This is a genomic window from Pseudomonas sp. FJ2-5-13, assembly GCF_029201605.1.
In the GTDB taxonomy this organism is placed as follows: domain Bacteria; phylum Pseudomonadota; class Gammaproteobacteria; order Pseudomonadales; family Pseudomonadaceae; genus Aquipseudomonas; species Aquipseudomonas lactis.
The window spans coordinates 5907299-5926775 of record NZ_CP104045.1 but is presented as its reverse complement, the minus strand read 5'-3'; the positions used below and the strand labels follow the sequence as shown (position 1 = coordinate 5926775).

At 63.9% G+C, this 19477-nt stretch carries 14 protein-coding genes; 11 read left to right on the top strand and 3 right to left on the bottom strand.

Features of this window, described 5'->3' with window-relative positions; translation table 11 throughout:
• Positions 1 to 25 precede the first annotated feature (25 nt).
• Genes tssC through tssA form a run of 3 tightly spaced genes read right to left on the bottom strand, consistent with a single transcriptional unit; the run spans position 26 to position 3105 of the window.
• Positions 26 to 1522, bottom strand: a complete 1497-nt coding sequence (gene tssC / locus N2A98_RS26460; RefSeq protein ID WP_003195559.1) for a type VI secretion system contractile sheath large subunit — start codon at positions 1520 to 1522, stop codon at positions 26 to 28.
• A gap of 2 nt (positions 1523 to 1524) precedes the next feature.
• Positions 1525 to 2031, bottom strand: a complete 507-nt coding sequence (gene tssB / locus N2A98_RS26455; RefSeq protein ID WP_003195557.1) for a type VI secretion system contractile sheath small subunit — start codon at positions 2029 to 2031, stop codon at positions 1525 to 1527.
• A 54-nt stretch (positions 2032 to 2085) separates the two neighbouring features.
• A complete protein-coding gene (tssA, locus tag N2A98_RS26450) occupies positions 2086 to 3105 on the bottom strand; it encodes a type VI secretion system protein TssA (protein ID WP_078466308.1) in 1020 nt (339 codons plus the stop codon).
• A gap of 393 nt (positions 3106 to 3498) precedes the next feature.
• Here tssA and tagH point away from each other — a divergent pair, with 393 nt between their 5' ends.
• From tagH to N2A98_RS26395, 11 genes are read left to right on the top strand one after another with little or no spacing between them, the layout of a single operon-like run.
• The gene (gene tagH / locus N2A98_RS26445; protein ID WP_044269915.1) at positions 3499 to 4827 is read left to right on the top strand and encodes a type VI secretion system-associated FHA domain protein TagH; all 1329 of its coding nucleotides are present in this window, start codon (positions 3499 to 3501) and stop codon (positions 4825 to 4827) included.
• A 57-nt stretch (positions 4828 to 4884) separates the two neighbouring features.
• A complete protein-coding gene (gene tssJ / locus N2A98_RS26440) occupies positions 4885 to 5394 on the top strand; it encodes a type VI secretion system lipoprotein TssJ (RefSeq protein ID WP_275622817.1) in 510 nt (169 codons plus the stop codon).
• Between the two features lie 18 nt (positions 5395 to 5412).
• Positions 5413 to 6747, top strand: a complete 1335-nt coding sequence (tssK, locus tag N2A98_RS26435) for a type VI secretion system baseplate subunit TssK (RefSeq protein WP_044269913.1) — start codon at positions 5413 to 5415, stop codon at positions 6745 to 6747.
• Positions 6748 to 6753: 6 nt separating this feature from the next.
• Positions 6754 to 8043 carry a DotU family type VI secretion system protein gene (locus N2A98_RS26430; RefSeq protein ID WP_003195548.1) on the top strand — a complete coding sequence of 430 codons (1290 nt, stop codon included), beginning with the start codon at positions 6754 to 6756 and terminating at the stop codon, positions 8041 to 8043.
• Complete coding sequence (tssM, locus tag N2A98_RS26425; RefSeq protein ID WP_044269911.1) at positions 8040 to 11540, top strand: type VI secretion system membrane subunit TssM; 3501 nt, start codon at positions 8040 to 8042, stop codon at positions 11538 to 11540. Before N2A98_RS26430 ends, tssM begins: the two co-directional genes overlap by 4 nt.
• The gene (tagF, locus tag N2A98_RS26420; protein ID WP_047712083.1) at positions 11537 to 12190 is read left to right on the top strand and encodes a type VI secretion system-associated protein TagF; all 654 of its coding nucleotides are present in this window, start codon (positions 11537 to 11539) and stop codon (positions 12188 to 12190) included. The genes tssM and tagF overlap by 4 nt, the downstream gene beginning before the upstream one ends.
• A complete protein-coding gene (locus N2A98_RS26415; protein ID WP_034129104.1) occupies positions 12191 to 12910 on the top strand; it encodes a protein phosphatase 2C domain-containing protein in 720 nt (239 codons plus the stop codon).
• Positions 12907 to 15879, top strand: a complete 2973-nt coding sequence (locus N2A98_RS26410; protein ID WP_275622816.1) for a serine/threonine-protein kinase — start codon at positions 12907 to 12909, stop codon at positions 15877 to 15879. The genes N2A98_RS26415 and N2A98_RS26410 overlap by 4 nt, the downstream gene beginning before the upstream one ends.
• A complete protein-coding gene (locus N2A98_RS26405; protein ID WP_044269903.1) occupies positions 15879 to 16583 on the top strand; it encodes an ABC transporter ATP-binding protein in 705 nt (234 codons plus the stop codon). The genes N2A98_RS26410 and N2A98_RS26405 overlap by 1 nt, the downstream gene beginning before the upstream one ends.
• Positions 16583 to 17767, top strand: a complete 1185-nt coding sequence (locus N2A98_RS26400) for an ABC transporter permease (protein ID WP_275622815.1) — start codon at positions 16583 to 16585, stop codon at positions 17765 to 17767. The genes N2A98_RS26405 and N2A98_RS26400 overlap by 1 nt, the downstream gene beginning before the upstream one ends.
• Positions 17760 to 19472 (top strand): SUMF1/EgtB/PvdO family nonheme iron enzyme, encoded by a 1713-nt coding sequence (locus tag N2A98_RS26395; RefSeq protein ID WP_275622814.1) that lies wholly within the window; start codon positions 17760 to 17762, stop codon positions 19470 to 19472. Before N2A98_RS26400 ends, N2A98_RS26395 begins: the two co-directional genes overlap by 8 nt.
• Positions 19473 to 19477: the final 5 nt, after the last annotated feature.

Genomic DNA, 19477 nt, shown 5'->3' with positions numbered 1-19477 from the left:
TGTAGGAGCGAGCCGGTCCGGTTAATTAGGCGCTTTTTGCCGAAGGCAGCTTCGATACCAAACGCAACGACACCGTCAGCCCTTCAAGCTGATAGTGCGGGCGCAGGTAGAACTTGGAGTTGTAATACCCCGGGTTGCCTTCGACTTCTTCCACGATCACTTCGGCGGCTGCCAACGGGTGCTGGGCCTTGGTGGTTTCGGTGGAGTGTGCCGGGTCGCCGTCGACGTAGTTGAGGATCCAGTCCTGCAACCAGCGCTGCATTTCGTCCTTCTCTTTGAAGGAGCCGACCTTGTCGCGCACGATGCACTTCAAGTAGTGAGCGAAACGGCACGTGGCGAACAGGTACGGCAGGCGCGCGGCCAGGTTGGCGTTGGCGGTGGCGTCCGGGTCGTCGTATTCGGCAGGTTTCTGCAGCGACTGGGCGCCAATGAACGCGGCGAAGTCGGTGTTTTTCTTGTGCAGCAGCGGCATGAAACCGTTCTTCGCCAGTTCCGCTTCACGGCGGTCGCTGATGGCGATTTCGGTCGGGCACTTCATGTCCACGCCACCGTCATCGGTAGGGAACGTGTGGGCCGGCAGGTTTTCCACCTCACCGCCAGACTCGATGCCACGGATACGCGAGCACCAGCCGTAGTGCTTGAACGAACGGTTAATGTTCACCGCCATGGCGTAGGCGGCGTTGGCCCAGGTGTACTTGGAGCTGTCGGCGCCGTCGGTGTTTTCTTCGAAAGCGAAGGCTTCCACCGGATCGGTCTTGGCGCCGTACGGCAGGCGTGCCAGGAAGCGCGGCATGGTCAGGCCGATGTAGCGCGAGTCTTCCGATTCACGCAGCGAGCGCCAGCCGGCGTATTCCGGGGTGGTGAAGATCTTGGTCAGGTCGCGTGGGTTCGACAGTTCCTGCCACGAGCCCATGCCCATCACAGTCGGCGAGGCCGCAGCGATGAACGGCGAGTGCATGGCGGCGCAGACTTTCGACAGCTCGCCCAGCAGTTCCACATCGGGCGGCGACTGGTCGAAGTAGTAGTCACCCACCAGGCAGCCGTAAGGCTCGCCACCGAACTGGCCGTATTCTTCTTCGTACATCTTCTTGAAGATCGGGCTCTGGTCCCATGCAGTGCCCTTGAATTTCTTCAGGGTCTTGTGCAGGTCTGGCTTGGAGATGTTGAGCACGCGAATCTTCAGTTGCTCATCGCTCTCGGTGTTATTGACCAGGTAATGCAGGCCACGCCAGGCGCTTTCCAGTTGTTGGAAATCCTGGTGGTGGATGATCTGGTTGACCTGGGCGGTGAGCTTGGCGTCGATGGCGGCGATGATCGATTCGATCGACTTGATCGCGTCGTTGGACACCAGGTCGGTTTGCGCCAGGGCCTGTTCAGCCAGGGTGCGCACCGCGGTTTCAACGGCTTCGCGGGCACGCTCGGTCTTGGGTTTGAATTCTTGCAGCAGCAGGTTCGCGAACTCGCTGGCTTCTTCGGTGGTACCCAGGATCTGGCTGCCTTCGCGGGCGGTATTGTCCGTCATGATTACTGCTCCCCTGCAGGCTTGGGCGCACTGGCAAGTGCCTGAAGCAATGCCGGGTCCTTGATCGCCTTCATGATGATTTCTTCAGCGCCAGTCTTGCCGTCCATGTAGGTCAGCAGGTTGGCCAATTGGGTGCGGGCTTCGAGCAGCTGGTTCAGGGAATCGACCTTGCGCGCCACAGCGGCCGGGCTGAAGTCGTCCATGCTTTCGAAGGTGATGTCCAGGCTCAGGTTGCCTTCGCCGGTCAGCTCATTGGGTACGTGGAACGCGACGCGTGGCTGCATGGCCTTGAGGCGCGAGTCGAAGTTGTCGACGTCCACCTCAAGGAACTTGCGGTCGGCCACGGGTGCCAGCGGCTCGGCAGGCTTGCCGGCGAGGTCGGCCATCACGCCCATTACGAAGGGCAGCTGGACCTTTTTCTCGGCGCCGTAAAGCTCGACGTCGTACTCGATCTGCACTCGAGGCGCACGGTTGCGCGCGATGAATTTCTGAGAACTTTGCTTCGCCACGTTGCTGCTCCTGGTCGCTTGAGCGACGGTGTTGTTACTGCACGGTCCGGCGGCTTACTCGCTGTCGGGGCCGCGCAGGTTTTCAAATTGGGACATGCCATCGGGAATCAGATTGCGCACGATGGCCGCAAAGTCGGCATGCACCAGATTCTTGGCTCGGTTCAACAACACCGGCAGCGGGCTCGAAGGCTCGTGGCGGGTGTAGTACGCGAGGATTTTGTCGAGGCTGCGCAGCACATCGTCGCGGGTGGCGATGTCGCCAGAAGGGCGAGGGGCTGCGGGCGCGGCGGCGTTATCGACCGAGGGGGCATTGTCTTCACTGACGGCCTCGGGATCGCTGCTGCTGTCGGTGCCTGGCACCGCTTGGTTGAGCAGTTGCAGGGCCTGTTTGAGCGGCTGCTTCAAGGCGCTGAGGTCTACGCCCTGGGCGGAACCGACTTGGTCATTGACCTGTTGCTCAATGGCCTCGCACGCCGCACGCGCCGCGCTCAAGGCGTCACGGGTGGCTTGTAGTTGTTCGGGGTCGCTGTCCAGGAACGCGGCGTTGAGTTGCTGGTTGCCCAACTGCTCATCGGCAAAACTCTGCAGGCCGCTGGCGTTGAGCGCTGCGCGCAGGGTCACGGGCCCGAACGTGCGCGAGCGTGTGAGGATGCTTTCGCGCAGCAGACGAATATTGGTCTCGCAGGTCAGGCCGGTAAGGGCGTTGATGCGCACGGTGGGGTCGTTGTCATCGTCGGCATCCAGGCGCGGGTGCAGCTCGGCCCAGTATTGGCGCAACAAGGCGTCGATCAGCGTGAGGACTTCGGCCAGCCCGGCCACACCCTGGAGGGCGAGGGTGCTTTGCAGCAGAAAGTGGGTGATGCGCAGGTCTTTGCTGCGCTGCAACAGGTCGAGGCTTTGCTGCTGGATACTGCGCCACTCGGGTGGCTCAGCGGGCAGGATCGAGTCGCCCATGCTGCGTTCGGGTTGGCCCTTGGCATCACGTTCCAACTGCAGAAATTGCGCGTCATATTCCATGTCCTCGCCACAGGGCGACGTCGCGGAAACGGCGGTGAGCAGCAACGGCACATCCACTGAATTCGATCTCCTTATCGGCCCGCTGGACGGCGGGCAATGCATGCACTAGTTGCGTAATGAACTTTGCATGTTTTCTTGGTCATATACTCAGCGTGCCACTACTGCGCCATCACTGATGTTCAAGAAGTTGTGCATTTTTGGTGTAGTAGTTATGGCTTGTCAAGGTAAGCTATTCGCCCTCTGTGACAGATGTGCGGTGTTTAACAACCTGCGCGACTGGCGGGTCGAAAGGCGCGCCCAGAGCGGATTTTTGTCATGCAAGCCAGTTAAGATCAGCGATCATGCTGGTAAAAGCAGATTTTGGCGGTCGTTTGTACGACAGGACGGGACTCTCCAGGGTGGCACTGCCTCCTGGGTAGACTGCGCGCGATGTATCAGCAAGGAGGCAAGATGTCGCTGTGTTTGACTATCACTAGTTATCACAAGATCACCCCTGGGCAATGCCCCGAAAAGTCCATGGATCAGGGCGTGATGGCTATTGGCCGCAGTTCTGAGAATGACTGGGTATTGCCCGACCCCGAGCGTCTCGTCTCTTCCCAACATTGCGTTATTCAATACAAAGATGGCCGTTACTACTTAACCGATAACAGCACCAATGGTGTGGAATTGGTCAAGGCGGGTATTCGTATGCGTCGCGGTAACAGCGAGCCGTTGCAAGACGGTGAGTTGATCCGCATCGGTGATTACGAAATCCAGGCACGTATCGACTTCAATGTGCAGGCCATCGACAGCCAGCCATTTGCCGGTGACTCACCCAACAGCTTTGAAGCGCTGATGGGCGCCGTGGTGAGCCAGCCTGCGCCCACGCCGATGATCGCCCCGCAATTCCAGGGCGCCTCGGCCATGGAAACCCTGCCCGACCTGTTCGACTTCCTCAGCCCCACCGCCGTGCCGCCGCCCACCGTGGCGGACCATGTGCCGTCCGAGCAACACGATTTTCGCCCCCCGGCTCCGGTGGCCGTACCGGCACCCGAAAAGCCTGCGGTGCAAGGCTCGGTGATTCCCGAAGACTGGGACCTGTTCGGCGACGCGCCCGCGCCCGTGGTCAATGCTGCGCCCGCCCCAGACCCGATCATCCCGCCGCCACCTGTGGTCGAGTCTGTTGCGCTCCCCGTGGCCAATGCCGAGCCACAACCGGACCTCCTGCAAGCCTTCCTACGGGGTGCGGGCCTGGACCAGTTGCGCCTGGACAAAGCCGACGCCTGCGCGCAGATGGAAAGCATTGGCCGCAGCTACCGGTTGATGGTCGAGGGCTTGATCGACGTATTGCGTGCCCGTGCCAGCCTCAAGGGCGAGTTCCGCATGCAGCAGACGATGATCCGCCCCGCCGAAAACAACCCGTTGAAATTCGCCCCGAATGCCGATGAAGCGTTACTGCTGTTGCTGCGTCATGGCAACCAGGCGTTCATGGCGCCGGACCTCGCCGTACGTGACAGTTTCGACGACCTTCGCGCCCACCAGTTGGCCGTGATGGCTGGCGTGGAAGCGGCGATCAAACACCTGCTCACGCGCTTTGAACCGGCGCAATTGGAGGAGCGCATGGGCAAGCCCGGCGGCCTCTCCAGTCTGTTCAACGGTTCGCGTCAGGCCCAGTACTGGCAGCAGTTCACCGAGCTCTACAGCAACATTTCCCGCGAGGCCCAGGACGATTTCCAGGACCTGTTCGGTCGCGAATTCAGCCGGGCCTACGAAGAACACAGTGCACGACAGCGAGGCTGAAAACGCCTCGCACTAATGGATAAAACGGATAGCTAAATACGTCATTGAGGACGCAGGATGATTCCCAGGTTTTTACTCGCCGCCGCTACCGCGCTGCTGCTGACGGCGTGTGCCAACGACACGGTCAAACCCCAGGCGGCTGCCGAGGCCGAAGCCGACACGGCCGCCGTCGAATTGCACTTTCACGCGATTGCCGGGCTTAACCCCGGTGCCAACGGCCAGGCCGCGCCGGTGCGGGTGCGCATTTTCGAATTGAAAAACGCCGCTACCTTTTCACGCTCCGATTACTTCGCCCTGGCGGACCGGGCGCAATCTACCCTGGGCCTGGACCTGCTGGACCAGGACGAAGTGATGGTGCAGCCCGGCCAACAACTGAGCGTGCAGCGCGACCTCGACCCGTCCACGCGCCAGATCGGCCTGCTGGTGGGCTACCGCGAGTTGGACCGTGCGCAATGGCGCACGGTCATCAACGTGCCGCCGCGCCAATACAGCGAATACCAGATCAGCCTCGACGTGCATGCCGTGCGCGCCGACGTCGTGGCTTCCCCATCCAGCCCAGCCCAATAACAAGCAATCGGAGCCCCCATGTCCTGGAACAATCGCGTGGTCTGGTCGGAAGGCATGTTCATCGGAACGCAGCACTTCCAGCAGCATGACCGTTACCTGGAAAACCTGATCGACGCCCGCAGCCGCCCGTTGTCGGCGGGTGCCTGGGGTTTCTCCGAGCTGTTGATCGACCAAGGCCTGCTGGCCCAGGGCAAGCTGGCGATCGTATCGGCCCGCGGCCTGCTGCCCGATGGCACGCCGTTCAATATTCCCCAGGACGACCTGGCGCCGAGCCCGTTGAACATCGACGACAACCTGCGCGACGGCCTGGTGTACCTGGCCCTGCCGCTCAAGCGCGCCGGTGCCCGTGACACGGTGGACGAGGGTGAAGCCCTGGAAGCGGCGCGCTACGTGAGCCAGGTGCGCGAAGTGCGCGACGACAACGCCCCGTTCGAAAACCGCGCGCCGGTGGCCGTGGGCTCGCGGGCATTGCGCCTGCTGACAGCGCAGGATGGCATCAGCGACTACGCCGCCATCGGTCTGGTACGCATCAAGGAAAAACGCGCCGACCGTGCATTGGTGCTCGATGACACCTATATCCCGCCGGTGCTGGACGTGGCTGCGAGCAAACCGCTGACGGCCTTTCGCAGCGAACTGCTGGGCCTGTTGCACCAGCGTGGCGAAGCGCTGGCCGGTCGCGTGGTGGCTTCGGGTGCCGGTGGTGCCTCGGAGATCGCCGACTTCATGCTGCTGCAACTGGTCAACCGCGCCCAGCCGCTGATCCAGCACTTCAGCCAGTTGAGCCCGTTGCACCCGGAGCGCTTTTTTAGCGAACTGGTCAGTCTGGCCGGTGAATTTTCCACCTTCTCAACCTCCGGCCGCCGTCCCCACGAATACCCGCAGTACCAGCACGACGACCTGGCCCTGAGCTTCATGCCGGTGATGGCGGCTCTGCGTGAAGCGCTGTCGATGCTGATCGACAGCAAGGCCACGCCGATCCCGATCGTGGAGAAAGCCTACGGCATCCATGTGGCGATGCTGGCCGACAAGACCCTGCTCGACAACGCCAGTTTCATCCTCGTGGTGCGCGCCGATGTGCCCGGCGAAACCCTGCGTGCGCGTTTCGGCCAGCAGAGCAAGGTTGGCTCGGTGGAGCACATCCGCGACATGGTCAACCTGCAACTGCCGGGCATCGGCCTGCTGCCATTGCCGGTGGCGCCACGCCAATTGCCTTACCACGCCGGCAGCACCTACTACGAGCTGGACCGTGGCAGCGAGCACTGGCAGCAGCTGAATAATTCCGGCGGTTTCGCCTTCCATATCGCCGGGCAGTTCCCGGGCTTGAACCTGGCCTTCTGGGCGATCCGAGGATAATTGGCGATGCATCCCAATGATGATGACCGCACCCAGTTCATGCCGCGCCCGGGTGGCCGAGAGCCTGCACCCTCGCGTGCCGAACCTGCGCCGCTGTCGATGCCGGCTGCGCCGATCCTCACCGGCAAGAGCCAGGGCCTCAACCCGCTGGAAAGCGCCGCCGGCCCGTTGCTGGCGTTGTTGACGCGGCTGCGCAACACCATCGCCCACCCCGCGCCGGCCAGCCTGCGTGCGCAGTTGCTGGCGTACCTGCGCCAGTTCGAAGAACGCGCCGAAGCCGCCGGTGTGGCACGCAATGAAGTGCTGTTGGCCCGTTACGCGCTGTGCACCGCCTTGGATGAAGCGGTGCTGAGCACGCCGTGGGGCAGCACCAGCGATTGGGGTAAACAGAGCCTGCTGATCACCGTGCACAACGAAGCCTGGGGTGGCGAAAAGGTTTTCCAGTTGCTTGACCACTGCCTGCAAAGCCCACGGGAGCGTCTGTACCTGCTGGAGCTGTTGTACCTGTGCATGTGCCTGGGTTTTGAAGGGCGTTACCGCGTGATGACTGACGGGCGCAGCCAGTTGGAAGCCTTGCGCGAGCGCACCGCCGCGGCGATTCGCAGCGCCCGTGGCGAACACGAGCGTGAGCTGTCACCGCACTGGCGCGGTGTGACCGTGGCCCGTGATCGCCTGGCGCAATTCATGCCGCCGTGGATCGCCGTGGCGATTGGCTTGGCGCTGCTGTTGGCGTTGCTGTTCGGTCTGCGCCTGAAGCTGGCCTCGGACGCCGAGCCGGTGTTCAAGAACATCCATGCCCTGGGCGAGATCCCGGTGCAGGCCATCGACCGTCCGGTGGCTCAGCCCAAAGTGATCGAACGCCCGCGCCTGGCTGGGTTCCTGGCCGACGACATCAAGGCCGGCCGCGTGGCGGTGGAAGACAAGGTTGACCGCTCTGTCGTGACCATCCGTGGCGATGAGCTGTTCGCCTCGGCCAGCTCCAGCATCGTCGATGACTACCAGCCGCTGATGCTGCGCATCGCTGACGCCATCCGCAAGGTCAAGGGCCAGGTGCGTGTCACCGGGCACAGCGACAATCGCCCGATTGCCACGTTGCGCTTCCCGTCCAACTGGGCGCTGTCCGAAGCCCGGGCCAAGTCGGTGCTGGAAATTCTCGCGGCCAAGACCGGCCAGGCCGAGCGCTTCAGTGCCGAAGGCCGCAGCGACACCGAGCCGTTGGCCACAAACAGTACTGCCGAAGGCCGTGCCCGCAATCGTCGGGTTGAAATCACCGTATTGGCGGAGGGCGTCGAGTGAAGGCGTTTTTCAGTTTCATGATTCGCTGGGTGATCCCCGTGCTGGGCCTGATTGCCCTGAGCCTGATCATCTGGTTTGTTGGCCCGCTGCTGGACGTGCTGGTGCCCGAAGGGCGCCGTTGGGCGCTGATCGTGCTGGTATTTGCGCTGTGGGTGGCCTACCGCGTGTTCCGCATCATCCAGGCCCGTCGCCAGGCCGCCGAAGTGATGCGCAGCCTGGCCGCAGAAACCCCGGTCGACCCCAACAGCGTCGCGACCGCCGAAGAGCTGTCCACCCTGCGCCAGCGCATGGACGAAGCCTTGGCACTGCTGAAAAAAGCCAAGCTGGGCGGCGACGAGCGCCGCAACCTCTATGAGTTGCCGTGGTACGTGATCATCGGCCCACCGGGTTCGGGCAAGACCACCGCGCTGGTCAATTCCGGGCTGCATTTCCCGCTGGCGGCGCAATTGGGCGCCGGTGCGGTGCGGGGTGTGGGGGGCACGCGCAACTGCGACTGGTGGTTTACCGACCAGGCCGTATTGCTCGACACCGCGGGCCGCTATACCACACAGGACAGCAACTCCACGGTGGATAAAGCCGCCTGGCTGGGCTTTCTCGACCTGCTGAAAAAGCAGCGTGCGCGCCGGCCTATCGACGGTGCGTTTATCGCCATCAGCCTCTCGGATCTGCTGCTGGGCACCGACGCCGAGCGCGCTGCCCATGCCGCCGCGATTCGCTTGCGCATCCAGGAGCTGTATACGCAGCTGGGCGTGCGTTTCCCCATCTACCTGATGCTCACCAAGCTCGACCTGGTGCCAGGCTTCATGGAGTTCTTCGACAACCTGAGCAAGGAAGAGCGCGCCCAGGTGTGGGGCATGACCTTTGCCCTGGACGACGGCAAAAACAGCGACAGCCCGCTGGCGCACCTGCAAAGCGAATTCGCCGGCCTGGAGCAGCGCCTCAACGAACGCCTGGTCGAGCGCTTGCAACAGGAACGCGACCCGGCACGGCGCGACCTGATCTACGGCTTCCCGCAGCAGTTCGGCGCGTTGAAAGATTGCCTGCAAAGCTTCCTCGAAGGCGTGTTCAAACCCAATGCCTTTGAAGAACGCGTGTTGCTGCGTGGCGTGTACTTCACCAGCGGCACCCAGGAAGGCAGCCCGATTGACCGCCTGATCGGTGCCATGGCCCAGAGCATGAACCTGGACCGCCAGCACCTGGCGCGCCAGAGCGGCACCGGGCGCAGTTACTTCATCGAAAAACTCTTCACCGCCGTGGCCTTTGCAGAGCGCGGCCTGGTGGGGGTGAACCCGAAAGTCGAGCGGCGCCGCAAGTGGATCGCCCGTGGCGTTTTGGCGGCCACCGTCGCGCTGGTGGTGGTGGTTAGCAGCCTGTGGTGGGTGAGCTATCGCGCCAACCAGGCGTATATCGCCCAGGTCGATCAGAAGGTCGCGCCCCTGGGCCAGACCGTCCAGAACCTGAGCCCGGCACAGCGGGAAGTGCTCGCCGTGCTGCCGTTGCTCAACGCCGTGAAGAACCTGGCGGGGGATTCGCCGAGCTGGTCCGAAGGGCTGGGGCTGTACCAGGGCGATATGCTCGAAGCCGAGTCCGCCAGCGTGTACCGCAAACTGTTGATCGCCGTGTTCGCGCCACGCCTGGTGACGCGCATCGAAGAGCAACTGCACGGCGGCGGCAACTCGGACTTTCTCTACGAGGGCCTCAAGGCTTACCTGATGCTCGCCGACACCGAGCATTACGACCCGGACTTCATCAAGGCCTGGATCGCTCTGGACTGGGACCGCAACTTGCCCCGCGACCTGCCGGCCGACCAGCGCCAGGCCCTGGCCGGGCACTTGCAGGCGCTGTTCGAACGCCACCCGCCGAGCGCACGCCTGGACCCGCGCCTGATCGACGACCTGCGTCGGCAGTTGCAGCAACTGCCGGTGGCCCAGCGCGTGTACGACCGGGTCAAGCGCCAGAAACTGCCCGAAGGTATTCCGGACTTTCGCCTCAACGAGGCCGCCGGTCGCGATGCCGCGCTGGTGTTCAGCCGCAAGAGCGGCAAGCCGTTGGGCGAACCGTTGAGTGGCTTCTTCACCGCCAAGGGCTATCGCCAGGCGTTCTTGCTCAGCAGCCTGAACCAGACCGGCACCCTGGCCGAAGAGCAATGGGTGCTGGGCCATGAACAGGCCGACCAGCAGAACGTGGTGAGCCTGGCCGCTGACGTGCGCCGCTTGTACTTCCAGGATTACCAGCGCCAGTGGGACGCGTTGCTCGCTGACATCGACTTTGTGCCGATCACCAGCGTGGCCCAGGCCGCCGATGTGCTGCGGGTGATTTCCGGGCCGACTTCGCCGCTGAAAAAACTACTGGTGGCGGTCGCCAGGGAAACCGACCTGCAAGCCGAAGAGCGCCAATTGGCCGCCAAAGGCGTGCCGGTGGAAGGCGGCGTGGACAAGCTCAAGGAGCGCCTCGGCAGCTTGCTGGGCGAGGCGCAACCGACGGCGAATGCCCCGGCGCCGGCGGATGATCCAGTGACTGCGCACTTTGCCGAACTCAACAGCATAGTGAGTAAAAACGAAGGCGAACCGGCAGCCATCGACGGCCTGCTGTCGGACATGAATGCACTGTATGTGCAGGTCAGCGCCATGGTCGGTGCCAGCGGCGATGCCTTGCTCGGCGAGGCCAAGAACCAGGCGGCGGCTGCGGCCACGCGGGTCAGCCTGAACGCCGAGCGCCAGCCGCCGCTGGTGCAGGGCATGGTCAAGTCGGTGGTCAATTCCACCACCAACAGCATGATGGGCGGGGTACGTAATCAGCTGAACGCCGCCTGGGTCAGTGAAGTGGTCAACGTGTATCGCCAGTCATTGGCCGGGCGTTACCCGATGTCGCCGGGCAGTGCGCGGGACGCCACCCTGGATGACTTCGGCCAGTTCTTCGGCGTGGGCGGGGTGATGGACAACTACTTCCGCAAATACCTGCAACCCTATGTGGACACGTCGGCACAGACCTGGCGCTGGCAACCGGGGGCGGCGCAGAAGCTGGGGATTGCCCCTGGCGTGCTGCAAACCTTCCAGCGTGCGGCGACGATTCGGGACGCGTTCTTCCGCTCCGGTGGCACCCAGCCCATCGTGCGTTTCGAGCTCAAGCCGGTGTCGATGGACCCCACCATCACCCAATTCCTGCTCGACCTGGACGGCCAGCAATTGAGCTACGACCACGGCCCGAGCCGCCCGGTTGCGATGCAATGGCCGAACCCCGGCAGCATTGGCGTGGTGCGTATCTCCATCATGCCGCCGTCGGCCAGTGGTCGCTCCGGTATCACCCTGGACGGCCCGTGGGCCTGGTTCCGCCTGCTGGAGCAGTCGGACCTCACCGCAGGCAACTCGCCGGACCGTTTCAACCTGCGCCTGCGGGTCGATGGCGCGAGCATCGCCTACGAGTTGCGCGCCAACAGTGCCTTCAACCCGTTCAAGAGCCGCGTGCTCAGCGGCTTCAGCCTGCCGGAGCGGCTATGACGACTCTGGGTTTTTACGGCAAGTTGGCCAGCCGCGGCGACTTTGTCAGCCGCGCCTTGCCCCAGAGTTTCATTGGCCCGTGGGACAGCTGGCTGGCGGCGGGTTTGCTCGCCAGCCAGAACAGCCTCGGCGCTGACTGGCTGAATGCGTACCTGGTCAGCCCGCTGTGGCGCTTTGTGCTGGCGCCGGGCGTGTGCGGGCCGGATGCGGCGGCGGGCGTGGTGATGCCGAGCATTGACCGGGTCGGGCGGTACTTTCCGCTGGCGGTGGTGACCTTGCTGGATCACGACACCAACCCGGCGTCGCTGGTGGGCGGTTCGGACGCCTGGTTCGAGCAGGCTGAAACCTTGTTGCTCAGCACCCTGGACAGTGGCGCGACCTTCGAAGGCTTCAATGCCGGGCTCGACGAGCTGGGTGTGCCGGCCAGCGAACCGCGAGCGGTGGACAGCCGTTTCGCCGGCCTGCAAAGGGTGGCAGCCACCGTGCCGCACCAGCGTATGACCGCGCTGGCCGAACAGGCGTGCGAGGGCGCAAGCCTGTGGTGGGGGCGAGGTTCGCAGCGTATCTCTCCCGGTTTATTACGGTGCCAGGGCTTGCCTGCCGCCAGCGATTTTGCGCAGTTTTTGCTCGGACAAGAAGGTGTGGTGTAGATGGGCGTGACGTACGAATCCGCGAGCAAAAGCCATGTGGGCATGGTTCGCCAAGTCAACGAAGATGCCTTTCTGGACCTGCCGGAAAACCGCCTGTGGGTGGTGGCCGATGGCATGGGCGGGCACGCGGCGGGGGACTATGTCAGCAGCTTGATCGTCGACAGCCTGCGCCATGTGCCGCTGGGCCGTTCCCTGGACGAATACTCGGCGGCGCTGCGCAACGACCTGCTGCGCATCAACGCGGCTGTGCGCGAAGAAACCGCCAACCGTGGCGTGACCATGATGGGCAGCACCGTGGTGGTATTTGCCGCGCGCGGTTTGCGCGGGGTGTGCCTGTGGGCCGGCGACAGCCGCCTGTACCGCCTGCGCGACGGCGTGCTGGAGAGCATTTCCCGCGACCACAGCTACGTGCAAGACCTGCAAGACAGCGGCCTGCTCAGCGAAGCCGACGCCCGCACCCACCCGCGCTCCAATATCGTCACCCGTGCCATCGGCGTGGAGGCCCAGTTGGACGTCGCTTCAGTGGACCTATTGATCGCGCCCGGCGACAGCTATTTGCTGTGCAGCGATGGCCTCAACAAAACCGTCGAAGACCACGAAATCCGCGACGTGCTCAGCCATGACGCGCCGGATGAAATCGTGCGCAGCCTGGTGCACCTGGGGCTCAATCGCGGCGCACCCGACAACATCACCACCCTCGTCGTGAAGGTCTCGTCATGAACATCGTCATCCCGGGTTATGACATCGAAGGCGAGATTGGCGAAGGCGCCATGGCCAGCGTGTACCTGGCGACCCAGCGCTCGTTGGAGCGCAAGGTGGCGCTGAAGGTGATGGCGGCGGCGCTGGCAGCCGACCCGAGTTTCTGCGAACGCTTCCTGCGCGAGGGCAAGACCCTGGCGCGCTTGTCGCACCCGCACACGGTGACCATCCATGACATCGGCAACGTCGGTGAGCTGTATTACATGGCCATGGAATACCTGCCCAACGGCACGCTCAAGGAGCGCATTGCCGCCGGGCTGACCCCGGAGCAGGGCGTGACGCTGATCCGCCAGATTGCCTCGGCCCTGGGCTATGCCCATGCCCAAGGGCTGGTGCACCGCGACGTCAAGCCGGCGAACATTCTGTTTCGTGCCGATGGCACGGCCGTGCTGTCGGACTTCGGGATTGCCAAGTCGCTGGACGATCGCACCCAATTCACCCAGGCCGGGTTTGCCGTGGGCACGCCGAGCTACATGAGCCCGGAGCAGGCGCGGGGCCAGGAGATCGATGGCCGCGCCGACCTCTACGCACTGGGCGTGGTGCTGTATGAAATCCTCGTCGGCAAACTGCCTTACAACGGCACCGATGCGCTTTCCACGGCGCTGGCGCACCTGACCGAACCCTTGCCGGAATTGCCGGTGCACCATGGGCGCTATCAGGGCGTGCTGCGCAAGTTGCTGGCCAAGGACCCAGCGGACCGTTATCCGGATGCGGCAGCGTTGTTGTTGGCGCTGGATCAACTGCCGGCTGATGATTCGGATGCCACGCTGGTGCGGCCGCTACCGATTCCATTGAGTTTTGATCTGGCGGGCATGACCCCTGTCACCATCGACATTCCGACGGATAAACCGCAGCCAATAGTGCGTCAACCGGTGGTCACGCCGACGCAGCACAATGCCCCGTCCGAGCAGCGCCGTGGGCCGGTATTGGCCTTGGCCGCCGTGGCGGTCGCCGTCGCGTTGGCCATTGGTGGCGCCAGCTACTGGTGGTTGAGCGACGGCGATGAACCGGCCCAGCCGCCAGCCGCCGTGGTGCCCAAGGTGACGCCACCGGTGGCTGTCGCTGAAGTGGATGGCGGTCAACGCCCGTTGCTGATGGCAGGCAAGAAAACCTTGTTCCAGCGCGTACTCAGCAAACCCGGCGCCCAGCTTTCAGCGGACGCAGGGAGCTCGCCGGGTAAAGCGCTGCCGGCGTTTTCCGTGCTCTACGTGTACCAGCGCAAAGACGTCGACGGCAGCCCGTGGGTACGCGTCGGCGCCGCCACCGATGGTCGCAGCGACGGTTGGCTGCCAGCCTCCCAGGTCAGCGACTGGAAACAAAGCCTGGTGCTCAAGTTCACCGAGCGCTCGGGGCGGGCGCCCGTAATGTTCCTGCGCCAGCCCGCAGAGGTGGAAAAACTGCTGGCCGACCCTGCCGCTGCGAAAAGCGTGTTGGCCAAGGCGCAGAGCAACCGTGAGAACAACCAGCAAGTCCTGGCCCTGGAACCCACCGCCAGCGCGGTGCCGCAAAACCAGTTCTACCTGTTGCCGATTTTCGACTCCAAAGAAAGCTTCGACGACAACGGCCAGCCGGTGCAGTTGCTCAACGTGGCCTCCATCGACCCAGGCAGCAGCGCCGCTGCCAAACCTGCCAGCCCGACGCTCAGCGCCCATGCCGATGCGTTCCGCACGGCGGTGGTGCTGGTGGTGGACACCACTGTGTCGATGCAGCCCTACATTGACCAGATTCGCGACGTGGTGCACGAGCTGCAAACCCGCATTGCCGAGCGTGGCGAACTGGACAGCGTCAGCTTCGGCATGGTCGGCTTTCGCAGCAGCATCCAGAAAACCCCGGGCCTTGAGTATGTCGCCAAGACCCTGATCAGTCTCGACCAAGGCCGCGATCCGCAACGCTTTCTGGATATGGCGCGCCAGGTCAAAGCGTCGACGGTGTCCAGCCACTCGTTCAACGAAGATGCGTTTGCCGGGGTGATGCAGGCGGTGGACGGCATGGATTGGTCCGGCTACGGCGGGCGCATCATCCTGCTGGTCTCCGATGCCGGCGCGCTGCGCAAGAACGACCCGTTCGCCGCCACCCAGATGAACGAAGCCGAAGTGCGCCAGGCGGCGCTGGGCAAGCAGATCAAGATCTATGCGCTGCACCTGCGCACCGACGCCGGCAAGAAAACCCATGCCGGCGCCGAGAGCCAGTATCGCGTCCTCACCGCCGACGCCAACCCGCAGATCGGCGACCTGTACACGCCAGTGCCAGGGGGCGATGTGCGCAAGCTGGGTGAGCGTGTCGATGAGATCGGCACGGTGTTCGCCAACCTGGTGCATCAGGTGCGCAGCAACACGCCGCAGCCCGTGCCGTTGCTCAGTGCCGCGCCGAGTCTGGCGGACAAGTCAGCCGCCGTCGGCTATGCCATGCACATGGACTTTCTCGGGCGCAAAACCGCGAGCCAGGCGCCGCAACTGGTCAGCGCCTGGACCGCTGATCGTGACCTGACCAACCCGGCGCTGCCAGCGTTCCAGGTGTGCGTGATGCTGACCAAGCTGCAACTCAACGATCTGCAGCAATCGCTGAAGTTGATCGTGGATGCGGCGCGCAAAACCCAAAGCTCGCCCAAGGATTTCTTCCAGGAAATCGCCAGTGCCTCGGCCTATATGAGCCGTGACCCGCAGGCCCTGCGCAAGGGCGGCAACCTGGCTGACGGCGGCCTGCTCGGTGAATACCTGGAGGGCCTGCCGTACCGCAGCAAGTCGCTGAACATGACCCAGGACCTGTGGTTGTCGTTGAGCGTGGCCGAGCAGGAAGACTTTATCGACGAGCTGGATTCGAAAATCCGCCTGTATGAAACCTTCCATAACGACGTGGCCAACTGGGTCCGGTTCGGTGATGCCGAACCGGGCGATGCGTTGTACCGCGTGCCACTGTCGACGCTGCCGTAATGCTGAACCTGAGCGCGGTGCACAAGAGCCGGGGCGTCGGTAGCCAGCGCTACAGCCTGGTGATCCCGGCATTGCAGCTGGGTGCGGGTGAACAACTGGCGATTGTCGGCCCCAGTGGTTGCGGCAAGAGCACTTTGCTGGACGTGCTGGCGCTGGTGTTGGCGCCGGATCAGGTGGGGCAGTTTGCGTTCAACCAACAGGACATCGGCGCGCTGTGGCGTGCTGACCGGCAATCGGCGCTCGCCGCGTTGCGCAGTCAGCACCTGGGCTATGTGCCGCAGACCGGAGGCTTGCTGGGGTTTCTGGATGTGCGCGGCAATATCGCGCTGTCGCGCCAACTGCTGGGCTTGCAGGACGACGGCCGCGTGGCGCGCCTGGCTGAGCAGTTGCAGATCAGCGATCAGTTGGCCAAGCGCCCGGCGGCGTTGTCGGTGGGCCAACGCCAGCGGGTCAGCTGCGCGCGGGCCCTGGCCCATGGGCCGCAACTGGTGCTGGCTGATGAGCCGACGGCGTCCCTGGACCCGCTCAACGCCGAGCGCGTGATGCAGGCGTTGCTGGCCCAGGCCCGCGAACACCGTGCGGCCTGTGTGATCGCCACCCATGATGAACCGCTGGCTCGCGCCAGTGGCTTGCAGGTGCGGCGTATCCGTTGCCAGCGCGACCCAGACGGCGGCGTCACCGCAACCCTCGGGGAGGCGTGCTGATGCGCATCGGCCTGGTTGCCTCGCTCGCCTGGCAGGACTACCGCAACGATGGGTGGCTGTCGGCCTGTTCGGTGTTGGCATTGGTGGCGGTTATCGCGCCATTGCTGGTGTTATTCGGGCTGAAATTTGGACTGGTTAGCAGTTTGACCGAACGCTTGGAGACCGACCCCGCCAGCCGTGAAATCATCCCGTTGGGCGGTGGTCGATTCAGTGCGGCGTTTATCGCGCAACTGGGTGAGCGCAGCGATGTGGCCTTTGCTGTGCCGCGCACACGGCAGATTGCGGCCACGGCGCAGGTGGGCACCTTGACCCTGGAAATGCTGCCGACTGCCGCAGGCGACCCGTTGTTGGCAGGCTTGCCGCTGCCCCACGGCCTGGACCAGATCGTGCTCAGCCATACCGCCGCCGAAAAGCTCGCGGCAAGGCCCGGTGACTGGCTGGAAACCCGCTTTGCGCGGCAGGTGGCGGGGCGCGTCGAGGCCCAGCGCACGCGGTTGCAGGTGCTGGCGGTGTTGCCGCTGGAAGCCTTCGCTCGCGAGGGCCTGTTTGCCGACCTGGCGCTGCTGGAAGCGGCAGAAGATTACCGCGATGGCCGTGCCGTGCCGGTATTGGGTTGGGCCGGTGACGCGGCGAGCGTGAGCGAACAGCGTATCTACCCGGCGTTTCGCCTGTATGCGCGCAGCCTCAGTGATGTGGAACCGTTGCGGGTGTATTTCGCCGGGCAGAACCTGTTGGTTTCAACCCAGGCGCACACCATCGCTCAAGTGCAATCGTTGAGCCGCAACCTGTCGATTGTGTTCTGGATCATCGCCGGGCTGGCGTTGGCCGGGGCGTTTGCGGCGATCTTCGCGGGCACCCTGGCGGCGGTGGCGCGCAAGCATCGGGAACTCTCGGTGTTGCGCCTGCTGGGGTTTTCCACCGCCGCGTTGTTGCTGTTTGTGCTGCTGCAAGCGCTCTACAGCGCGGGTTTTGCCGCTGTGCTCAGCGTTGGGCTGTATGGCCTGGCCGAGGTCGCGTTGAACAAGCTTTTTGTGCAGGTGCCGGGCGAGTACGCCAGCCACCTGTTGGCGCGCCATTACGGCCTGGCCCTGGTGGCGGTGCTCGGCGTCAGTGCCGTGGCGGCCGCCTGTGGTGGTTGGCGGGTGGCACGTATCCAGGCTTCTGAAGGAATCAGAGATGTATAAATTACTGGGCGCCTGCGTGGCGCTGAGCCTGGCCTCGCTGGCCTGGGCCGATGAGGCAAGTGACAAGCTCGACAACCCCAAGCCGTTGCCGGACGACGTGAGCCTGCCGCTGCCCTGCGAAGGCAACATGGTATTCCGCTACGCCTACATTCTGGCCCAGGGCACCCTGGATGACCGTGAAATCAACCTGGGCTACCCCTTTGCCGAAGGCGAGGCGGGTTATCAGCAGTCGTTTATTTCCGGCTACCGCCGCGACTTCATCAACGGCCAGTTCACCCTCAAGGACTTGCCCAAAGACTGGAGCAAGGTCATCGCGCCGCAGATGCCGAAGACCGACGCAAAAACTCCGCTCAAGCCGATGCTGTACTTCATCGGCAAGTACGAAGTGACCGCCCGCCAATACGCCCAGGTGATGGCCCAGGCGCAATCCCTGGCCAGCGGTGAACCGGCGCCGGCGTGTGACGCGCCCACGGGCATGGCCGGGCGTTTGCCCAAGGTGAAACTGTCGCGCTTTGAAGCCGAGCGTTTTTCGGCGGTGTACAGCGTCTGGCTGATGAAATACCACCGCGAACTGCTGCCTGTGAGCGGGCGCGGTGCGTCGGCCGAAGACGGCGGCCTGGGCTTTGTGCGCCTGCCCACCGAAGTGGAGTGGGAATACGCCGCACGCGGTGGCCAGGCGGTGAGCCGCCAGGACCTCGAAGGCCGCCTGTATCCACGGCGCGCCGAGGGCAGTGAAAGCGATGGCCCGCTGGCCGATTACGCGGTGTTCAACCAGGTGGCCGGCGGCACCGGCCAGGCGGCGCGGTTGATGCCCATCGGCACCAAATTGCCTAACCCCATCGGCATGTTCGACGTGATCGGCAATGCTGCGGAAATGGTCCAGGAATCCTTCCAGTTGGTCCACGCCGGCCGCCGCCAGGGCACCTACGGCGGTTTTGTGGTCAAGGGCGGCAATTACCTGGAAGGCGAGGGCACGTTGTTCACCGGCATGCGCCGCGAATATCCGCTGTTTGCCGCTGATGGCACCGAGCAAAGCAACGAGACCACCGGTTTTCGCGTGGCGATTGGCGCGTTGTCGGCGCCGCGCTCGCGTTACAAGGAACTGTTCGCCCAGTGGCAGAAGGAAGGCCGCCTGGCCTCCCTGACCGACGCCATCGACGACGCCCAGGACCCGACCAAGCGCCTGGACAGCATCATCGCCGCCAGTGTCGATCCCAAGCTGCAAGCCGAGCTGGGCCTGGTCAACGAAGAGCTCAAGCGCAATGTGTCGCTGATCGCTCAACAGCGTGAAGAGGCGGCGGGCAACCTGATCCAGTCGGCGGCGTTGGTGGCCGAGACCATCAGCAACTACAACATCCGCCTGGCCAACCTGCAGAAAAGTCGCCAGCAGGCGGTGGACAGCAAGGACGAGGCCAGCACGCAGCTGTTCGATATGGCCATCACCAATGGGCGCAGCGCGTTGGACGGCGCGGTGGCGATTTACATCGACAACCTGGCCACCGGCACGCGCTACACCGATGCGGTGATCCAGGCGCAGTTTCAACGGGTCAAGGAAGAGTTGGATCGCAAGCCAGTGCTCGGCAAGAGTCTGGTGACGCGCGCGACACTGTTCGTTCGCCATGTCGGCAACTACCGCAAGCAACAGCGGGCCGACCCGGCAACGATCTTGAAGGAATTGCTCGCAGCGAGCGGTCAGCGGTCTTGATCGTT

Coding starts and splice junctions, on each gene's coding strand:
- tssJ (WP_275622817.1), top strand. CDS start 4,885: ATGATTCCCAGGTTTTTACTCGCCGCCGCTACCGCGCTGCTGCTGACG.
- tagF (WP_047712083.1), top strand. CDS start 11,537: ATGACGACTCTGGGTTTTTACGGCAAGTTGGCCAGCCGCGGCGACTTT.
- N2A98_RS26400 (WP_275622815.1), top strand. CDS start 16,583: ATGCGCATCGGCCTGGTTGCCTCGCTCGCCTGGCAGGACTACCGCAAC.
- N2A98_RS26395 (WP_275622814.1), top strand. CDS start 17,760: ATGTATAAATTACTGGGCGCCTGCGTGGCGCTGAGCCTGGCCTCGCTG.
- tssC (WP_003195559.1), bottom strand. CDS start 1,522: ATGACGGACAATACCGCCCGCGAAGGCAGCCAGATCCTGGGTACCACC.
- tagH (WP_044269915.1), top strand. CDS start 3,499: ATGTCGCTGTGTTTGACTATCACTAGTTATCACAAGATCACCCCTGGG.
- N2A98_RS26410 (WP_275622816.1), top strand. CDS start 12,907: ATGAACATCGTCATCCCGGGTTATGACATCGAAGGCGAGATTGGCGAA.
- tssK (WP_044269913.1), top strand. CDS start 5,413: ATGTCCTGGAACAATCGCGTGGTCTGGTCGGAAGGCATGTTCATCGGA.
- N2A98_RS26430 (WP_003195548.1), top strand. CDS start 6,754: ATGCATCCCAATGATGATGACCGCACCCAGTTCATGCCGCGCCCGGGT.
- N2A98_RS26405 (WP_044269903.1), top strand. CDS start 15,879: ATGCTGAACCTGAGCGCGGTGCACAAGAGCCGGGGCGTCGGTAGCCAG.
- N2A98_RS26415 (WP_034129104.1), top strand. CDS start 12,191: ATGGGCGTGACGTACGAATCCGCGAGCAAAAGCCATGTGGGCATGGTT.